The sequence below is a fragment of the Streptomyces polyrhachis genome (genome assembly GCF_042663125.1).
Taxonomy (GTDB): Bacteria; Actinomycetota; Actinomycetes; order Streptomycetales; family Streptomycetaceae; genus Streptomyces; species Streptomyces polyrhachii.
The window spans coordinates 95,652-110,116 of sequence record NZ_JBHSZO010000013.1; the positions used below are offsets into that span (position 1 = coordinate 95,652).

The 14,465-nt window shown below is 74.9% G+C and carries 13 protein-coding genes; 6 read left to right on the plus strand and 7 right to left on the minus strand.

Annotated features, from left to right (window positions below; genetic code table 11):
• Positions 1 to 16: 16 nt before the first annotated feature.
• From ACFQLX_RS10730 to ACFQLX_RS10745, 4 genes are all read left to right on the plus strand, one after another.
• Entirely contained in the window at positions 17 to 685 is a 669-nt protein-coding gene (locus tag ACFQLX_RS10730; RefSeq protein WP_386414041.1) for an amino acid ABC transporter permease, read from the plus strand.
• Positions 682 to 1,557 carry an amino acid ABC transporter permease gene (locus tag ACFQLX_RS10735; RefSeq protein WP_386414042.1) on the plus strand — a complete coding sequence of 292 codons (876 nt, stop codon included), beginning with the start codon at positions 682 to 684 and terminating at the stop codon, positions 1,555 to 1,557. The genes ACFQLX_RS10730 and ACFQLX_RS10735 overlap by 4 nt, the downstream gene beginning before the upstream one ends.
• A 131-nt stretch (positions 1,558 to 1,688) precedes the next feature.
• Positions 1,689 to 3,236, plus strand: coding sequence for an FAD-dependent oxidoreductase (locus ACFQLX_RS10740; protein WP_386414043.1), 1,548 nt, complete (start codon positions 1,689 to 1,691; stop codon positions 3,234 to 3,236).
• 89 nt (positions 3,237 to 3,325) lie between these two features.
• Positions 3,326 to 4,045 (plus strand): class III extradiol dioxygenase subunit B-like domain-containing protein, encoded by a 720-nt coding sequence (locus tag ACFQLX_RS10745; RefSeq protein WP_386414045.1) that lies wholly within the window; start codon positions 3,326 to 3,328, stop codon positions 4,043 to 4,045.
• A 6-nt stretch (positions 4,046 to 4,051) separates the two neighbouring features.
• Here ACFQLX_RS10745 and ACFQLX_RS10750 read toward each other — a convergent pair whose 3' ends face one another.
• Genes ACFQLX_RS10750 through ACFQLX_RS10760 form a run of 3 tightly spaced genes read right to left on the minus strand, consistent with a single transcriptional unit; the run spans position 4,052 to position 5,386 of the window.
• Positions 4,052 to 4,246 carry a DUF3046 domain-containing protein gene (locus tag ACFQLX_RS10750; RefSeq protein WP_386414046.1) on the minus strand — a complete coding sequence of 65 codons (195 nt, stop codon included), beginning with the start codon at positions 4,244 to 4,246 and terminating at the stop codon, positions 4,052 to 4,054.
• Positions 4,247 to 4,301: 55 nt separating this feature from the next.
• Complete coding sequence (locus tag ACFQLX_RS10755; RefSeq protein WP_386414047.1) at positions 4,302 to 4,613, minus strand: AzlD domain-containing protein; 312 nt, start codon at positions 4,611 to 4,613, stop codon at positions 4,302 to 4,304.
• Positions 4,610 to 5,386, minus strand: coding sequence for an AzlC family ABC transporter permease (locus ACFQLX_RS10760; protein WP_386414048.1), 777 nt, complete (start codon positions 5,384 to 5,386; stop codon positions 4,610 to 4,612). The genes ACFQLX_RS10755 and ACFQLX_RS10760 overlap by 4 nt, the downstream gene beginning before the upstream one ends.
• Positions 5,387 to 5,471: 85 nt before the next feature.
• Between ACFQLX_RS10760 and ACFQLX_RS10765 the strand changes: the two genes are divergently transcribed.
• Together ACFQLX_RS10765 and ACFQLX_RS10770 are read left to right on the plus strand one after the other, a co-directional pair.
• A complete protein-coding gene (locus ACFQLX_RS10765; protein ID WP_386414050.1) occupies positions 5,472 to 10,187 on the plus strand; it encodes an Lhr family ATP-dependent helicase in 4,716 nt (1,571 codons plus the stop codon).
• Positions 10,188 to 10,248: 61 nt separating this feature from the next.
• Positions 10,249 to 11,034, plus strand: coding sequence for a DNA-formamidopyrimidine glycosylase family protein (locus ACFQLX_RS10770; protein WP_386414051.1), 786 nt, complete (start codon positions 10,249 to 10,251; stop codon positions 11,032 to 11,034).
• 126 nt (positions 11,035 to 11,160) lie between these two features.
• Here ACFQLX_RS10770 and ACFQLX_RS10775 read toward each other — a convergent pair whose 3' ends face one another.
• From ACFQLX_RS10775 to rimO, 4 genes are all read right to left on the minus strand, one after another.
• Positions 11,161 to 11,529, minus strand: a complete 369-nt coding sequence (locus ACFQLX_RS10775; RefSeq protein ID WP_386414053.1) for a helix-turn-helix domain-containing protein — start codon at positions 11,527 to 11,529, stop codon at positions 11,161 to 11,163.
• 191 nt (positions 11,530 to 11,720) lie between these two features.
• The gene (locus ACFQLX_RS10780) at positions 11,721 to 12,311 is read right to left on the minus strand and encodes a CinA family protein (RefSeq protein WP_386414054.1); all 591 of its coding nucleotides are present in this window, start codon (positions 12,309 to 12,311) and stop codon (positions 11,721 to 11,723) included.
• Entirely contained in the window at positions 12,308 to 12,916 is a 609-nt protein-coding gene (gene pgsA, locus ACFQLX_RS10785; RefSeq protein WP_386414055.1) for a CDP-diacylglycerol--glycerol-3-phosphate 3-phosphatidyltransferase, read from the minus strand. Before pgsA ends, ACFQLX_RS10780 begins: the two co-directional genes overlap by 4 nt.
• Entirely contained in the window at positions 12,913 to 14,424 is a 1,512-nt protein-coding gene (gene rimO / locus ACFQLX_RS10790; RefSeq protein ID WP_386414056.1) for a 30S ribosomal protein S12 methylthiotransferase RimO, read from the minus strand. The genes pgsA and rimO overlap by 4 nt, the downstream gene beginning before the upstream one ends.
• Between the last annotated feature and the right edge of the window lie 41 nt (positions 14,425 to 14,465).

A 14,465-nucleotide genomic window follows, 5' to 3' on the forward strand; every position in this document is an offset into this window, starting at 1 on the left:
GGATGCGGATAGTTCTGTGTTTGATTTCCTCGAAGGCTACGACCTTCTCGGGGCGTTCTGGGTGACGGTGCAGCTCACGCTGTACTCCGCCCTGTTCTCCTTCGTCTGGGGCACCATGCTGGCGGCCATGCGGGTCTCCCCCGTGCCGCTGATGCGCGGCTTCGGCGCGGCGTACGTGAACATCGTGCGCAACACCCCGCTCACGGTCATCATCGTGTTCTGCGCCCTGTGCCTCGCCGACATCTACGGGGTGACGTTCGGGGCGGGCGACGACGTCAAGACCCAGTACTTCCGGCTCGCCGTCTTCGGTCTCTCCGCGTACACCGCGGCCTTCGTCTGCGAGGCGCTGCGCTCGGGCATCAACACGGTGCCGCTCGGCCAGGCCGAGGCGGCGCGGGCGCTGGGGCTGACCTTCACGCAGGTCATGACGTCGATCGTCCTGCCGCAGGCGTTCCGTTCGGTGGTCGGGCCGCTGGCCAACGTACTGATCGCGCTCACCAAGAACACCACGGTGGCCGCGGCCATCGGTGTCGCGGAGGCGGCGCTGCTGATGAAGGAAATGATCGAGAACGAGGCGGCGCTGATCCCGATCACCGCGGTCTTCGCCTTCGGCTTCATCTGCCTGACGATGCCGACGGGTCTGCTGCTGGGCTGGCTGAGCAAGCGTGTGGGGGTCAAGCGGTGAGTTCTGTCCTGTACGACGCTCCGGGTCCCAAGGCCCGGTTCCGCAACGCCGTGTGGACGGTGGTCTTCCTCGTTCTGCTGGTGCTGGGGCTGTGGTGGATGCTCGCCAAGCTGGCCGACAAGGGCCAGTTCGAATGGGCCCTGTGGGAGCCCTTCACCACCTCCCAGGCGTGGACGACGTATCTGCTGCCCGGTCTGGCCAACACGCTCAAGGCCGCGGGGCTGGCGATGGTCCTCGCCCTGCCGCTGGGCGCCTTCCTCGGCATCCTGCGGCTCTCCGACCACCGGTGGGTACGGGGGGTGGCCGGGGCGGTCGTGGAGTTCTTCCGCGCCATCCCGGTGCTGATCCTGATGCTCTTCGCGGGCCAGTTCTACGTGGAGTACACGAACGTGGACAGCGCGGTGCGCCCGCTGTACGCGGTGGTCACCGGCCTGGTGCTCTACAACGCCTCGGTGCTCGCGGAGATCGTCCGCGCCGGCATCCTCTCGCTGCCCAAGGGGCAGACGGAGGCGGCGAAGGCGATCGGCCTGCGCAAGGGCCAGATGATGACGCTGGTGCTGCTGCCGCAGGCCGTCACGGCGATGCTGCCGGCGATCGTCAGCCAGCTCGTCGTCATCGTGAAGGACACCGCGCTGGGCGGCGTGATGCTGAGCTTCACCGAGTTGATGACCGAACGCCAGACGCTGTCCGCCAACTACGGCAACGTCATCCCGAGCTTCTTCGTGGTCGCGGCGATCTTCGTGGTGCTGAACTTCCTGCTCACGACCTTCGCGAGCTGGCTGGAAGGCCGTATCCGGCGGGGCAAGAAGACCACCGGCGCCGTGGTCGGCGCCGACGAGGTCGAGGACCTGGCGACGGGCCGGGCCATCTGACGGCGGTCGCAGGCGGTACGTCCCGGAGGGCGGCGGTGATCCTACCGCCGCCCTCCGGCGTACCCCCCGCCAACGCCCTTCCCGGGCCCCCGGCTTGACGCGCAGGTCGGCCAGTGGGTTGCATACGCCTTGTGATCGTGGACCCGGTGGTCATCGTCGGGGCAGGACCCGTCGGGCTCACCCTGTCCTTGGCGTTGGCGCACAACGGCGTGACCACCCTCGTCCTCGACGGTGAGCCGCCCTCCCCCGCCCTCTCCCCGCCCCGCCCTGCCCGCACGGCGGTGCTGCGGCCGGCGACCGAGGCGTTCCTGGCGCGGCTGGGCTGCGCGCCGGCCGGGCTGCGGCTGACCGCCTGGCGGGCGACGCGCGGCGCCGATCCGGCCGCGGGGCGGACGCTGCGGCAGGTCGCGTACGAGGCGCCCGGACCGCTGCACGTCCCCCAGCAGCCCCTGGTGGACGCCCTGCGGGCGGCGGTGGCCGCCCACGACCTGGCCACCCTGGTGCCCGACGCCCGCGTCGACACCCTGGAGCAGGAGGCCGCAGGCGTCTCCGTGCGGACCCGCGCGGCGCGGGAGGACGCCAAGCCCGTCTGGTGGCGCGGCAGCTACGCCGTCGGCTGCGACGGGGCGCGCTCCGCGGTGCGCAAGCTGCTGGCGGTCCCCTTCCCCGGCCGTACGGCGGTGGAGCGGCACGCGGTGGCGGCGATACGGACGGAGCTGCCCTGGGCCGGGGGGAGCGGCGAGGCGGGCGGGACGGGGGGGACGGTGCTGTGCGGGGCTCCGTCGGAGGTGTGCGCGCGGCCGCTGCCGGGGGGCGTGTGGCGGCTGGACTGGCTGCTGCCCCCGGACGCGGGCCTGGTCACCCCCGAGGCGCTGACGGGGCGGGTGGAGGGGACCCTGGCGGCGTGGGGCGGGGGCCCGTACGAGCTGCTGGACACCGGCGTGCACACCGTCCACCACCGCCTGGCGCGTTCCTTCCGCAGCGGGCGGGTGCTGCTGGCGGGTGACGCGGCGCATCTGCACGGGGCGCTGGGGGCGCAGCAGTTGGACGAGGGGCTGCAGGACGCGGAGAACCTCGCCTGGCGGCTGGCCGCCGCGCTGCGCCGCCCGGAGCGCGCGCGGGCGGTCCTGGGCGCGTACGAGACGGAGCGGCGCGGCGTCCTCGGGCAGCGGCTGCGGGCGGCGGACCAGGCGCTGGCGCTGGTGCGCCGCCGCTCGGGCGAGTGGCGCCGGGGCCAGGCGCTGACGCTCCTCACCGACGGCCATCTGGGCCGCGGCCCGCTCGGCGCCCCCCTCGGGTACGCAACCCCGCCGCCGGTCCCCTCGCTGCCCGTCGGCACGGCGCTGGGCGCCCCCGCCGCCCAGGTGGAGGTGATCGCCCCCGACGGCCGGGAGACCTCGCTGCACGCGTGCCTGGGGCGCTCGGTGGTCGTGGTGCTGATCGCACCGGGGACGCGGGTGTGGCGGCACGGCGACTGGCTGACGGCGGGGCTGATGCCGGCCCTGCTGCGCACGGTGGCGGAGCTGCCGGTGGAGGCGTCCCTCGTGGTCGCGGAGGAGTACCCGGGCGCACCGGCGCACTCGGTGCTGGTGGTGCGCCCGGACGGGCGGCTGGCGGCCGTCCTCCCGGGCGGGGACACGGCGGCGCTGCGGGCGTGCGTGGAGTCGCTCGGGGGGTGAGCGTCCCGCCGCTCCCTCCGCCACGCCTGCGCCGGTCGCCACCGGACGCGGCGCCGGGGCCGTACGGGGGCGCCGGTACGCTGCCCGTCATGCTGATCGCCGCCGCCTGCTGCCCGTGCCCTCCGCTGCTGGTCCCCGAGGTCGCGGCGGGCGCCGCCGGGGAGTTGGACGCGCTGCGCGCGGCCTGCGCGGACGCGATCGGCGTGCTGGCCGCCGCCCGCCCGGACCGGCTCCACGTCCTCGGCCCGGCGCCCGCGGGCGGCGTGGGCCCGTACCCCCAGGGTGCCCCGGGGTCCTTCCGCGGCTTCGGCGTCGATCTGTCCGTACGCCTCGCGGCGGCGCCCGAGGCCCCCACCGGCGCGGCGCGCGGGCTGCCGCCGTCCCTCGCGGTCGGCGCCTGGCTGCTGGAGCGCACCGGCTGGTCGGCCGCACCGGTGACGGGGCTGGGCGTGGACGAGTCGCTGGACACCGCCCGCTGCCTGGAGAGCGGCCGCGAACTGGCCGCGGGCGCGGAGCGGGTGGCGCTGCTGGTGCTGGGCGACGGCACCGCCTGCCGTACGCCCAAGGCGCCCGGCTCCTACGACGAGCGGGCGGCGGGTTTCGACGAGGCGGCGGCGCGCGCCCTGGGCGCCGCGGACCCCGCCGCCCTCACCGCGCTGGACGCGCGGCAGGCCCGCGCCCTGCGGGTGAGCGGGCGGTCCGGCTGGCAGGTCCTGGCGGGCGCGGCCCGGGGCGCGGCGCTGACGGGGCGCCTGCTGTACGAGGACGCGCCGTACGGGGTGGGCTACTACGTGGCCGCGTGGTCCTGAGCCGCCTCAGCGCTTCTCGGCGGGCACGGACATCGCCTCGCACACCGCCCGCCACACGTCCTTGACGTCCCAGCCCGCGTCCAGCGCCTCCAGCACCGTGCGCCCGCCCAGCTCGGAGAGGACGTGGTCGCGCGCGAAGGAGTCGACGTACGGCTTACCGAAGTAGTCCGTCATCCGCTCCCAGAAAACCGTCTGCCACATGCCCCCCATTATCCAGCGCCCCTCCCGGGGGTGCTGAGGGCCCTGGTGAGCACGCTCAGCCCAGCAGCGCCCGCAGTCCCGCCGTCACCACGACCGCCACGGCGATCACCACGAGGAAGGGCGCCCGCAGCACCAGCGCCACGGCCGCCGCGGCCACCCCGGCGGCCCGCGCGTCGAGGACCAGTTCGCGCTGCGCGGTGGCGAAGGTCTGCTGGGCGGTGAGCGCCGCCAGCAGCGCGACGGGCAGCAGCGCCGCCAGCCGCCGTACCAGGGGCCGCTCCAGCACCCCGTCGGGGACGGAGAGGCCGAGCAGTTTGACGCCGTAGCAGCCCACGGCGGTCAGTGCGATGGCGATCCAGGCGTTCACGCGGACACCTCCCCCTCGGTGCCCTCGTCGGTGCGCGATCCCTTCCGGCGCCCCTCGGCCCACAGCACCAGCGGCGCCGCGAGGGCGGCGGCCAGCACCGGCACCCCGGCGGGCAGCACCGGCAGCAGACCGAGGCCCAGGAGGACGGCGATACCCGCCACCAGCCGCTCGGTGGCGGTCTTGAGCATCGGCGCGAGCAGCGCCAGGAAGCAGGCCGGGCCCGCCGCGTCCAGCCCCCAGGCGTTCGGATCGCCCAGGGCGGAGGCGCCCAGGGCGCCGAGGAGGGTGGTGAGGTTCCACAGCACGTACAGCGTCAGACCGGTCACCGCGAAGCCGATGCGCGCGGTGCGCCGGCTGGGCTGGGTGATGGTGACGGCGGTCGTCTCGTCGATGATCCACTGGGCGGCCAGCGGACGCACCCTGGCCGGGAGCTGGAGCAGCGGCGCCAGGCGCAGTCCGTAGAAGCAGTTGCGCACGCCGAGGAAGAAGGCCCCGGCCGCGGCGGTGTACGGATTCCCCCCGGCGGCCAGCGCTCCCACCAGCGCGAACTGGCTGGCGCCGGTGAAGACGAGCAGGCTCAGCACACAGGTCTGGAGCAGGGTGACGCCTGCCCCGGCGGCGGTCACGCCGAAGGCGAAGCCGCTGAGTCCGACGGCGAGCCCGACGCCGAGCGCGTCGCGTACCGCGCGCCGGTCGGCGTCGGGCGGCGGTATCGGCTCGTGCCGCGCGACGCCCTCGGCCGGCCGCGCGGGTGGTGTGGTGTCCGGTGCCATGCCGAGCAGGATAGGTCCCGCCCCCGGACCCCCCGCCCTCGCTCCTGCTTCCGCCGTTGTCAGTGGTCCGGTGCACGATGGGGACATGGCGCAGAAACCGGGACCGGCCGTCCTCGACACCTTCTCCCCCGCGACCCGGGCATGGTTCGACGGGGCCTTCGACGCGCCCACGGCCGCCCAGACCGGCGCCTGGGAGGCCATCGGCAAGGGCTCCGACGTGCTGGTGGTGGCGCCCACGGGCTCCGGCAAGACCCTGGCCGCCTTCCTCTCCGCGCTGGACGGCCTGGCCGCCACGCCGCCCCCGGCCGACCCCAAAAAGCGCTGCCGGGTGCTGTACATCTCGCCGCTGAAGGCCCTGGGGGTGGACGTGGAGCGCAATCTGCGCTCGCCGCTCACGGGCATCCGCCAGGAGTCGGTGCGCCTGGGGCTGCCCGAGCCGGACATCAAGGTGGCGATCCGCTCCGGCGACACCCCGCAGTCGGAGCGCCGCGCCATCGCCAACAAGCCGCCGGACATCCTCATCACCACCCCCGAGTCCCTCTTCCTGATGCTGACCTCCGCCTCCCGGGAGGCGCTCGCGGGCGTCGAGACGGTGATCCTGGACGAGGTGCACGCCGTGGCGGGCACCAAGCGGGGGGCGCACCTGGCGCTCACCCTGGAGCGGCTGGACCGGCTGCTGCCCAGGCCCGCCCGCCGGATCGGCCTGTCGGCGACGGTCCGCCCGGTCGACGAGGTGGCGCGCTTCCTCTCCCCCGGCCGCCGGGTGGAGGTCGTCCAGCCGCCCTCCGCCAAGGAGTTCGACCTCTCCGTCGTGGTGCCCGTGGAGGACATGGGCGAGCTGGGCGGCTCCCCCGCGGCGCGCAAGGAGGGCGAGGACGGCGACCGGCCCTCCATCTGGCCGCAGGTGGAGGAGCGCATCGCGGACCTGGTCGAGGGCCACAACTCCACGATCGTCTTCGCCAACTCCCGCCGGCTGGCGGAGCGCCTGTGCAACAGGCTCAACGAGATCGCCCACGAGCGGGCCGGCGGCGAGCCCCTCCCCGAGGACCACTCCCCCGCCCAGCTCCTCGGCCCCTCGGGTACGGGCAGCGGCGCGGCCCCCGTGCTGGCCCGCGCCCACCACGGCTCGGTCTCCAAGGAGCAGCGCGCCCTGGTGGAGGAGGACCTGAAGGCCGGCCGCCTCCCGGCGGTCGTCGCGACCTCCAGCCTGGAGCTGGGTATCGACATGGGCGCCGTCGACCTGGTCGTCCAGGTCGAGTCGCCGCCCTCCGTCGCCTCCGGCCTGCAGCGCGTGGGCCGGGCTGGCCACCAGGTGGGGGCGGTCTCGCGGGGCGTCGTCTTCCCCAAGTACCGCGGCGACCTGGTCCAGTCGGCGGTGGTCACCGAGCGGATGCGCGCGGGCGCCATCGAGTCGCTGCGTGTCCCGGCCAATCCGCTGGACGTGCTGGCGCAGCAGATCGTCGCCATGACCGCGATGGACGACTGGGACGTCGAGGAGCTGCTGGCGGTGATCCGCCGCGCCGCCCCCTTCTCCGCCCTGCCCGAGTCGGCCTTCACGGCGGTGCTCGACATGCTGGCCGGGCGCTATCCGTCCGACGCCTTCGCGGAGCTGCGCCCGCGCGTGGTCTGGGACCGCGTGGCGCACACGGTGCGGGCCCGTCCCGGCGCCCAGCGCCTCGCGGTCACCTCGGGCGGCACGATCCCCGACCGCGGCCTCTTCGGCGTCTTCCTCGCCGGCTCCGACCCGAAGAAGGGCGGCGGGCGGGTCGGCGAGCTGGACGAGGAGATGGTCTATGAGTCGCGGGCCGGCGACGTCTTCACCCTGGGCACGACCTCCTGGCGGATCGAGGACATCACCCGCGACCGGGTCATCGTCTCCCCCGCGCCGGGCGTCCCCGGCCGGCTCCCGTTCTGGAAGGGCGACCAGCTGGGCCGTCCGCTGGAGCTGGGCCGCGCCCAGGGCGCCTTCCTGCGCGAGCTGGGCGCCCTGAAGCCGCCTGCCGCCCGCGAGCGGCTGGCCGCCGCCGGCCTGGACACCTGGGCCGCGGAGAACGTCCTGTCGTACCTGGCGGAGCAGCGCGAGGCCGCCGGCCACGTCCCCGACGACCGCACCATCGTGGTGGAGCGCTTCCGCGACGAGCTGGGCGACTGGCGCGTCGTCGTCCACTCCCCCTTCGGCGCCCAGGTGCACGCCCCCTGGGCGCTGGCCATCGGCGCCCGGCTGCGCGAGCGCCACGGCTTCGACGCCCAGGTCATGCACGCCGACGACGGGATCGTGCTGCGCCTGCCGGACGCCGACCTGCTGGGCATGGACCTGCTGGACTTCGACCCCGCGGCCGGCCCCGCGACGGGGCTGGAGTACGACACGGAGCAGTCCCCGGTCGGCGCCGCGGACGTCCTGTTCGACAAGGGCGAGGTGGACCGGATCGTCACGGAGCAGGTGGGCGGATCGGCGCTCTTCGCCTCCCGCTTCCGCGAGTGCGCCGCCCGCGCCCTGCTGCTGCCCCGGCGCAGCCCCGGCAAGCGCACCCCGCTCTGGCAGCAGCGCCAGCGCGCCGCCCAACTCCTCCAGGTGACCAGCGAGTTCGGCTCCTTCCCGATCGTGCTGGAGGCGGTCCGCGAGTGCCTGCAGGACGTCTTCGACCTGCCGGGCCTGGTCGAGCTGATGGGCGACATCGAGTCGCGCCGGGTGCGCATGGTGGAGGTCACCACCCCCGAGCCCTCCCCCTTCGCCCGCTCCCTCCTCTTCGGCTACGTGGCGCAGTTCCTCTACGAGGGAGACTCCCCGCTGGCCGAGCGCCGCGCCGCCGCCCTCTCGCTGGACTCCCGGCTGCTGTCGGAGCTGCTGGGCCGGGCGGAGCTGCGGGAGCTGCTGGACCCGGAGGTGCTGGCGCAGCTGGAGCAGGAGGTCCAGTGGCTGACGGAGGACCGCCGGGTCAAGGACGCCGAGGGAGTGGCGGACCTGCTGCGGCTGCTGGGTCCGCTGAGCGGCGCGGAGCTGGCCGCGCGCGGCGCGGAGGCCGACTGGGCGCCGGAGCTGGAGCGCGCCCGGCGCGCCATCCGGGTGCGGATCGCGGGCGAGGAGCGCTGGGCTGCGGTCGAGGACGCGGGACGGCTGCGCGACGCCCTGGGCACGGCGCTGCCGACGGGCGTCCCGGAGGCGTTCACGGAGCCGGTCGCCGATCCCCTCGCCGACCTCCTCGCCCGCCATGCCCGCACCCGCGGCCCGTTCACCTCGGGGGCGGCGGCGGCCCGCTTCGGCCTGGGCCCGGCGGTCACGGAGGGCGCGCTGCAGCGGCTGGCGGCGGCCGGGCGGGTGGTGCAGGGCGAGTTCCATCCGGCGGGCAGCGGCCAGGAGTGGTGCGACGCCACGGTGCTGCGCCGGCTGCGGCGCCGCTCGCTGGCGGCACTGCGCGAGGAGCTGGAGCCGGTGCCCCCGGCCGCGCTGGCCTCGTTCCTCCCCCAGTGGCAGCATCTGGGCACGCACAGCCTGCGCGGCCCCGACGGCCTGCTGCGCGCGATCGAGCAGCTGCAGGGCGCCCCGGTCCCCGCCTCGGCGCTGGAGAAGCTGGTGCTGCCCTCCCGGGTCGCGGACTACACTCCCGCGATGCTCGACGAGCTGACGGCCTCCGGCGAGGTGCTCTGGGCCGGCTCCGGGGCGCTGCCCGGCAAGGACGGCTGGGTCTCGCTCCATCTCGCCGACACGGCGCCGCTGCTGCTGGGCGAGCCGCAGCCGCTGGAGCTGACCGAGGTGCACCGGGCGGTGCTGGACACCCTCGCCGGCGGGTACGGGCTGTTCTTCCGCCAGATCGCCGACCAGGTGCGCGCCGCCCACCCCGCGCTCACCGACGCCGGGCTGGCGGAGGTGGTCTGGGAGCTGGCCTGGTCGGGCCGGCTGACCAACGACACCCTGGCCCCGCTGCGCGGCCTGCTGGGCTCGGGCCGCACGGCCGGGGCGACAGCCCACCGCGCCAAGCGGGCCGTCCCGCGCGGGCGTTACGGCGCCGGCTCGCTGGCCGCGCGCTCCGCCACCGGCCGCCAGGGACCGCCCACGACGGCGGGCCGCTGGTCGCTGCTGCCGGAGCGGGAGGGCGACCCGACGCTGCGCGCCCACGCCCTGGCCCGCACGCTGCTGGACCGCCACGGCGTCGTGACGCGCGGCGCGGTGGCTGCGGAGGGGGTCGAGGGCGGCTTCTCCGCCGCGTACCGGGTGCTCTCGGTCTTCGAGGAGTCCGGGCAGGCCCGCCGGGGCTATGTGGTGGAGGGTCTGGGCGCCGCGCAGTTCGCGATGGACGGCGCGGTGGACCGCCTGCGCGCGGCCTCGGCGGCCCGCGAGCGCTCGGGCGACGCGGACGCCGCCGCCGACGGCGGCTTCGCCCCGCCCGGCGCGCAGACCCCGTTCGGCGGCGGACGCCGGGCGCAGTCCCCCCGCGCCCTGGTCCTGGCCGCCGCCGACCCGGCGAACGCCTACGGCGCCGCTCTCGGCTGGCCCGAGCCTCCGCAGGGCTCCAGCCACAAGCCGGGCCGCAAGGCGGGCGCCCTGGTGGTGCTCCTGGACGGCGAGTTGACCATGTACGTGGAGCGGGGCGGCAAGAGCCTCCTGGTCTGGCCCGACCCCGCGGACCCCCGTTTCGCGGCAGCGGCCCAGGCCCTGGGCGCGGCGGCGAGGGACGGCGCCCTGGGCCCCTCGGTCACCCTGGAGCGCATCAACAACACCCCGTCCCTGGAGTCCCCCTACAGCCACTTTCTGGAATCATCGGGCTTCCACGCCACCCCCCGCGGCCTGCGCCTGCGCAGCTGACCGGGCCCGGAGCGCACTGGCCGGCCGACGAGAACCGCCCGGAGAGAAGCCGGAGAGAAAGATGCCCGAAGGCGACACCGTCTACCGCGTCTCGCACCTCCTGCACGACGCCCTCGCCGGGCGCCCCCTCACCCGCTGCGACCTCCGCGTCCCCGCACTGGCCACCGTCGACCTGACCGGCCGCACCGTCGAGAACGTCACCCCCCGCGGCAAGCACATCCTCGCCCGCGTGGAGGGCGGCCTCACCCTCCACTCCCATCTCCAGATGGACGGCGACTGGCGCATCCAGCCCGCGGGCGAGCGCCCCCGCGGCCCGGGCCACTGGATCCGCGCCGTCCTGGGCAACGACCGGCAGACCGCCGTCGGCTACCGCCTGCCCGTACTGCAGCTGCTCCGCACCCGCGACGAGCACCGGATCGTCGGCCACCTCGGCCCCGACCTCCTGGGCCCGGACTGGGACCCCGCCGAGGCCGCCCGCCGCCTCCTCGCCGCCCCGGACCGCAGCCTCGGCGAGGCCCTCCTCGACCAGCGCAACCTCGCCGGCATCGGCAACGAGTACAAGTCCGAGCTGTGCTTCCTCACCGGAAACCACCCCCTGACCCCCGTCTCGGCGGCGAAGCACCTCGACCGCCTGCTGGAGCTGGCCCGCAAGCTGCTGGAGGCCAACAAGCTCCGCCCGGCCCGCGTGACCACCCCCGTCGACCGCCGCGGCCGCCGGCTGTGGGTCTACGGCCGCGAGCACCTGCCCTGCCACCGCTGCGGCACCCCCGTCCGCAGGGCGGAGCAGGGCGCGGTCCCGGGCCGGGAGCGGGTCACCTACTGGTGCCCCGCCTGCCAGGCCGCCTGACCCCCGTCACCCACGCCGTCCCGGCCGCCCAGGCCGCACCCGCGCCCGGGCGCGCAGAAGGGTCCGGCTCCCTCGGTGGGGAGCCGGACCCTTCTGTCAGTTGTCACGCGGTCTCGTACCCGCTTCTCACGCGGCGGCGACGCCCACGGTCTCCTTCGGAGCCTTGATCGTCACGCGCTCCTCCGGGATACCCGTCACGGACGACATGGTGAACGTCCGCACCGGGGCCGGAATGGTGTCGGACGCGGCCGACTGCGCCAGCTCGGCGAGCGCCAGCTCATCGCTGACCTCGCGCATCAGCTCGGACATCCGCATGTCCAGCGCATCGCAGATGGCGGACAGCAGCTCGGACGAGGCTTCCTTCTGCCCCCGCTCCACCTCGGAGAGATATCCGAGGGAGACCCGGGCTGACGAGGAGACCTCGCGCAAAGTGCGGCCCTGACGCTGGCGCTGCCGACGCAGCACGTCACCCAGCAGGCGACGGAGCAGAATCATGCGTGGCTCCCTCCTCCTCGGACCTCGGTATCGGATCCTCTGCCCTCCACCGTACCCTCTCGGACCACCACGGTGCGTCGGGCGAAGTCATCTTCGACGTTCGCCCAACGAGGAAGCATCCGGGGTTTGCCAGCTCGCCGAGGGGGTGGCGGAAAAAGGGATCCACGGGTCAAACGTCAGTTCGTCCCGAATTATTCCGCGGCGGGGGGCTCACCGGAGGACAGCCCGTCGAAGAGGTCCCCACCGCCGGCCCCGGCGACCGCGAACTCCTCGCCCAAGGATGCGGCGGAAGGCGCCGCAGCGGCCCGTACCGCGCGCCCGATCAGCTCCAGCGCCGCCAGCACGGCGGCCGCGCGGATCTCCTCCCGGTCGCCCTCCAGGCCCAGCCGCACCTGCTCGTTCTGGCCGCCGGGTCCCGCCGCCGCGAGGAAGACCGTCCCCACCGGCTGCCCGTCCTGCGGCTCCGGCCCGGCCACGCCCGTGGTGGACAGCCCCCAGTCGGCACCGAGCCGCCAGCGCACCCCGGCCGCCATCTGCCGGGCCACCTCGCCGTCGACCGCACCGCGGTCGGCCAGCAGCTCGCCCGGCACGCCCAGCAGATCCCGCTTCAGGTCGGTCGCGTACGCGGTGATCGAGCCGCGGAACGTCCGGGAGGCGCCGGGGACGGACGTCAGCGCGCCCGCCAGCAGCCCCCCGGTCAGCGACTCGGCGACGGCCAGCGACCAGCCGCGCTCCTCCAGCAGCTCCAGCACGGCCCGCGCGCGGTCGGGGGCGGCGCTCATCGGGCCACCGCCTGCGCACGCGCGGCCGCCAGGCCCCGGCGCCGCAGCACGACGGCCTGCTTGACGTAGTCCAGTCCGGTGACCACCGTCAGCACCACCGCGACACCCATGATCCAGAAGCGCAGCGTGGCCAGGGGGCCCGTCAGCGCGAGAATGTACATACCCACGGCTACACCTTGGGCGAGTGTCTTGAGCTTTCCGCCACGGCTCGCCGGGATGACCCCGTGCTTGATGACCCAGAACCTCATCAGGGTGATGCCCAGCTCCCGGAAGAGGATCACTCCGGTGACCCACCAGGGCAGGTCGCCCAGCACGGAGAGGCTGATCAGGGCGGCGCCCATGATCGCCTTGTCGGCGATGGGGTCCGCGATCTTCCCGAAGTCGGTGACGAGGTCGTAGCGCCGCGCCAGCTCGCCGTCGAAGAGGTCCGTGATCATCGCGACGGCGAACGCCGCCCAGGCGAAGGAGCGCCAGGCCGGGTCGTGGCCGCCGTCGGCGAACATGAGCAGCACGAACGCCGGCACCAGCAGCAGCCGCATCATGGTCAGCAGGTTCGCGATGTTCCAGAGGGAGACCTTCGGCGGCACCAGCCGGGCTGCGGTCATCTGCGCGCCCCCTCGCCGTCCAGCGGCTCACCGGTCGGCCCGCCGACCGGTTCGGCCACCAGGTCCACGCCCTGGGTGGCCACGACCTTGGCGGTGGCGAACACCCCGGGCTCAAGGCCCGCACCGCCGGTGAGGGTGACCTGCCCGTCGGTCTCGGGCGCCTGGTGGGCGGCCCGTCCGACGATCCCGTCCTCCTCGTCCACCGACTCCACCAGCACCGACAGCGTCTCGCCCAGGCGCTCCTCGGCCCGCTGGGCGGTCAGCTCCTCGGCCAGCCGGGAGACCCGGGCCAGCCGCTCGGCGACCACGTCCACGTCCAGCTTGCCCGCGTAGCCTGCGGCTTCGGTGCCCTCCTCGTCGGAATACCCGAAGACGCCGACGGCGTCCAGGCGCGCGGCGGTCAGGAAGCGCTCCAGCTCCGCCAGATCGGCCTCGGACTCACCGGGGAAGCCCACGATGAAGTTGGAGCGCACCCCGGCCTGCGGCGCCTTGGCGCGGATCTGCTCCAGCAGCCCCAGGAAGCGGTCGGTGTCGCCGAAGCGGCGCATGGAGCGCAGCACCTCGGGCGCGGAGTGCTGGAAGGACAGGTCGAAGTACGGGGCCACCTTCGGCGTGGAGGTGAGTACGTCGATCAGCCCCGGCCGCAGCTCGGCCGGCTGCAGGTAGCTGACCCGGATGCGCTCCAGCCCCTCGATGTCGGCGAGCGAGGGCAGCAGGCTCTCCAGCAGCCGGATGTCGCCGAGGTCCTTGCCGTAGGAGGTGTTGTTCTCGGAGACGAGCATGATCTCCTTGACGCCCTCCCCGGCCAGCCAGCGCGCCTCGTTCAGTACGTCGGAGGGGCGGCGCGAGACGAAGGAGCCGCGGAAGGAGGGGATGGCGCAGAACGAGCAGCGCCGGTCGCAGCCGGAGGCCAGCTTCACCGAGGCCACCGGGCCGCCCTCCAGCCGGCGGCGCAGCGGGGCGCGTGGACCGGAGGCGGGGGCCAGGCCCGCGGGGAGGTCGGCGACGGGCGCAGGTGCTTCGGCGGCGTCCTGTCCGTGGCCGGGCAGCGCGACGGCGGCGTCCTGCCGCTCGGCGGGGGCCAGCGGGAGCAGCTTGCGCCGGTCGCGGGGGGTGTGCGAGGCGTGCACACCGCCGGAGAGGATGGTCTGCAGCCGGTCGGAGATGTCGGCGTAGTCGTCGAAGCCCAGCACACCGTCGGCCTCGGGCAGCGCCTGCGCCAGCTCCTTGCCGTACCGCTCGGCCATGCAGCCCACCGCGACCACGGCCTGGGTGCGGCCGTGGTCCTTGAGGTCGTTGGCTTCCAGCAGGGCGTCGACGGAGTCCTTCTTGGCCGCCTCGACGAAGCCGCAGGTGTTCACGACGGCCACGTCGGCGTCGGCGGCGTCCTCGACGAGCTGCCACCCGTCCGCTGCCAGCCGGCCCGCGAGCTCCTCGGAGTCCACCTCATTGCGGGCGCAGCCGAGCGTGACCAGTGCGACAGTACGGGTTTCAGGGGGGTGCGGCATGACGACAAGGGTACTTCGTCGCCACCCGGGGCCGGGCGGCC

Bases quoted from the DNA above. Each gene is read 5' to 3' on its own strand.
- ACFQLX_RS10775 (WP_386414053.1), bottom strand. From the start codon at position 11,529: ATGATTCTGCTCCGTCGCCTGCTGGGTGACGTGCTGCGTCGGCAGCGC.
- ACFQLX_RS10765 (WP_386414050.1), top strand. From the start codon at position 5,472: ATGGCGCAGAAACCGGGACCGGCCGTCCTCGACACCTTCTCCCCCGCG.
- pgsA (WP_386414055.1), bottom strand. From the start codon at position 12,916: ATGACCGCAGCCCGGCTGGTGCCGCCGAAGGTCTCCCTCTGGAACATC.
- rimO (WP_386414056.1), bottom strand. From the start codon at position 14,424: ATGCCGCACCCCCCTGAAACCCGTACTGTCGCACTGGTCACGCTCGGC.
- ACFQLX_RS10760 (WP_386414048.1), bottom strand. From the start codon at position 5,386: ATGGCACCGGACACCACACCACCCGCGCGGCCGGCCGAGGGCGTCGCG.
- ACFQLX_RS10750 (WP_386414046.1), bottom strand. From the start codon at position 4,246: ATGTGGCAGACGGTTTTCTGGGAGCGGATGACGGACTACTTCGGTAAG.
- ACFQLX_RS10780 (WP_386414054.1), bottom strand. From the start codon at position 12,311: ATGAGCGCCGCCCCCGACCGCGCGCGGGCCGTGCTGGAGCTGCTGGAG.
- ACFQLX_RS10770 (WP_386414051.1), top strand. From the start codon at position 10,249: ATGCCCGAAGGCGACACCGTCTACCGCGTCTCGCACCTCCTGCACGAC.
- ACFQLX_RS10745 (WP_386414045.1), top strand. From the start codon at position 3,326: ATGCTGATCGCCGCCGCCTGCTGCCCGTGCCCTCCGCTGCTGGTCCCC.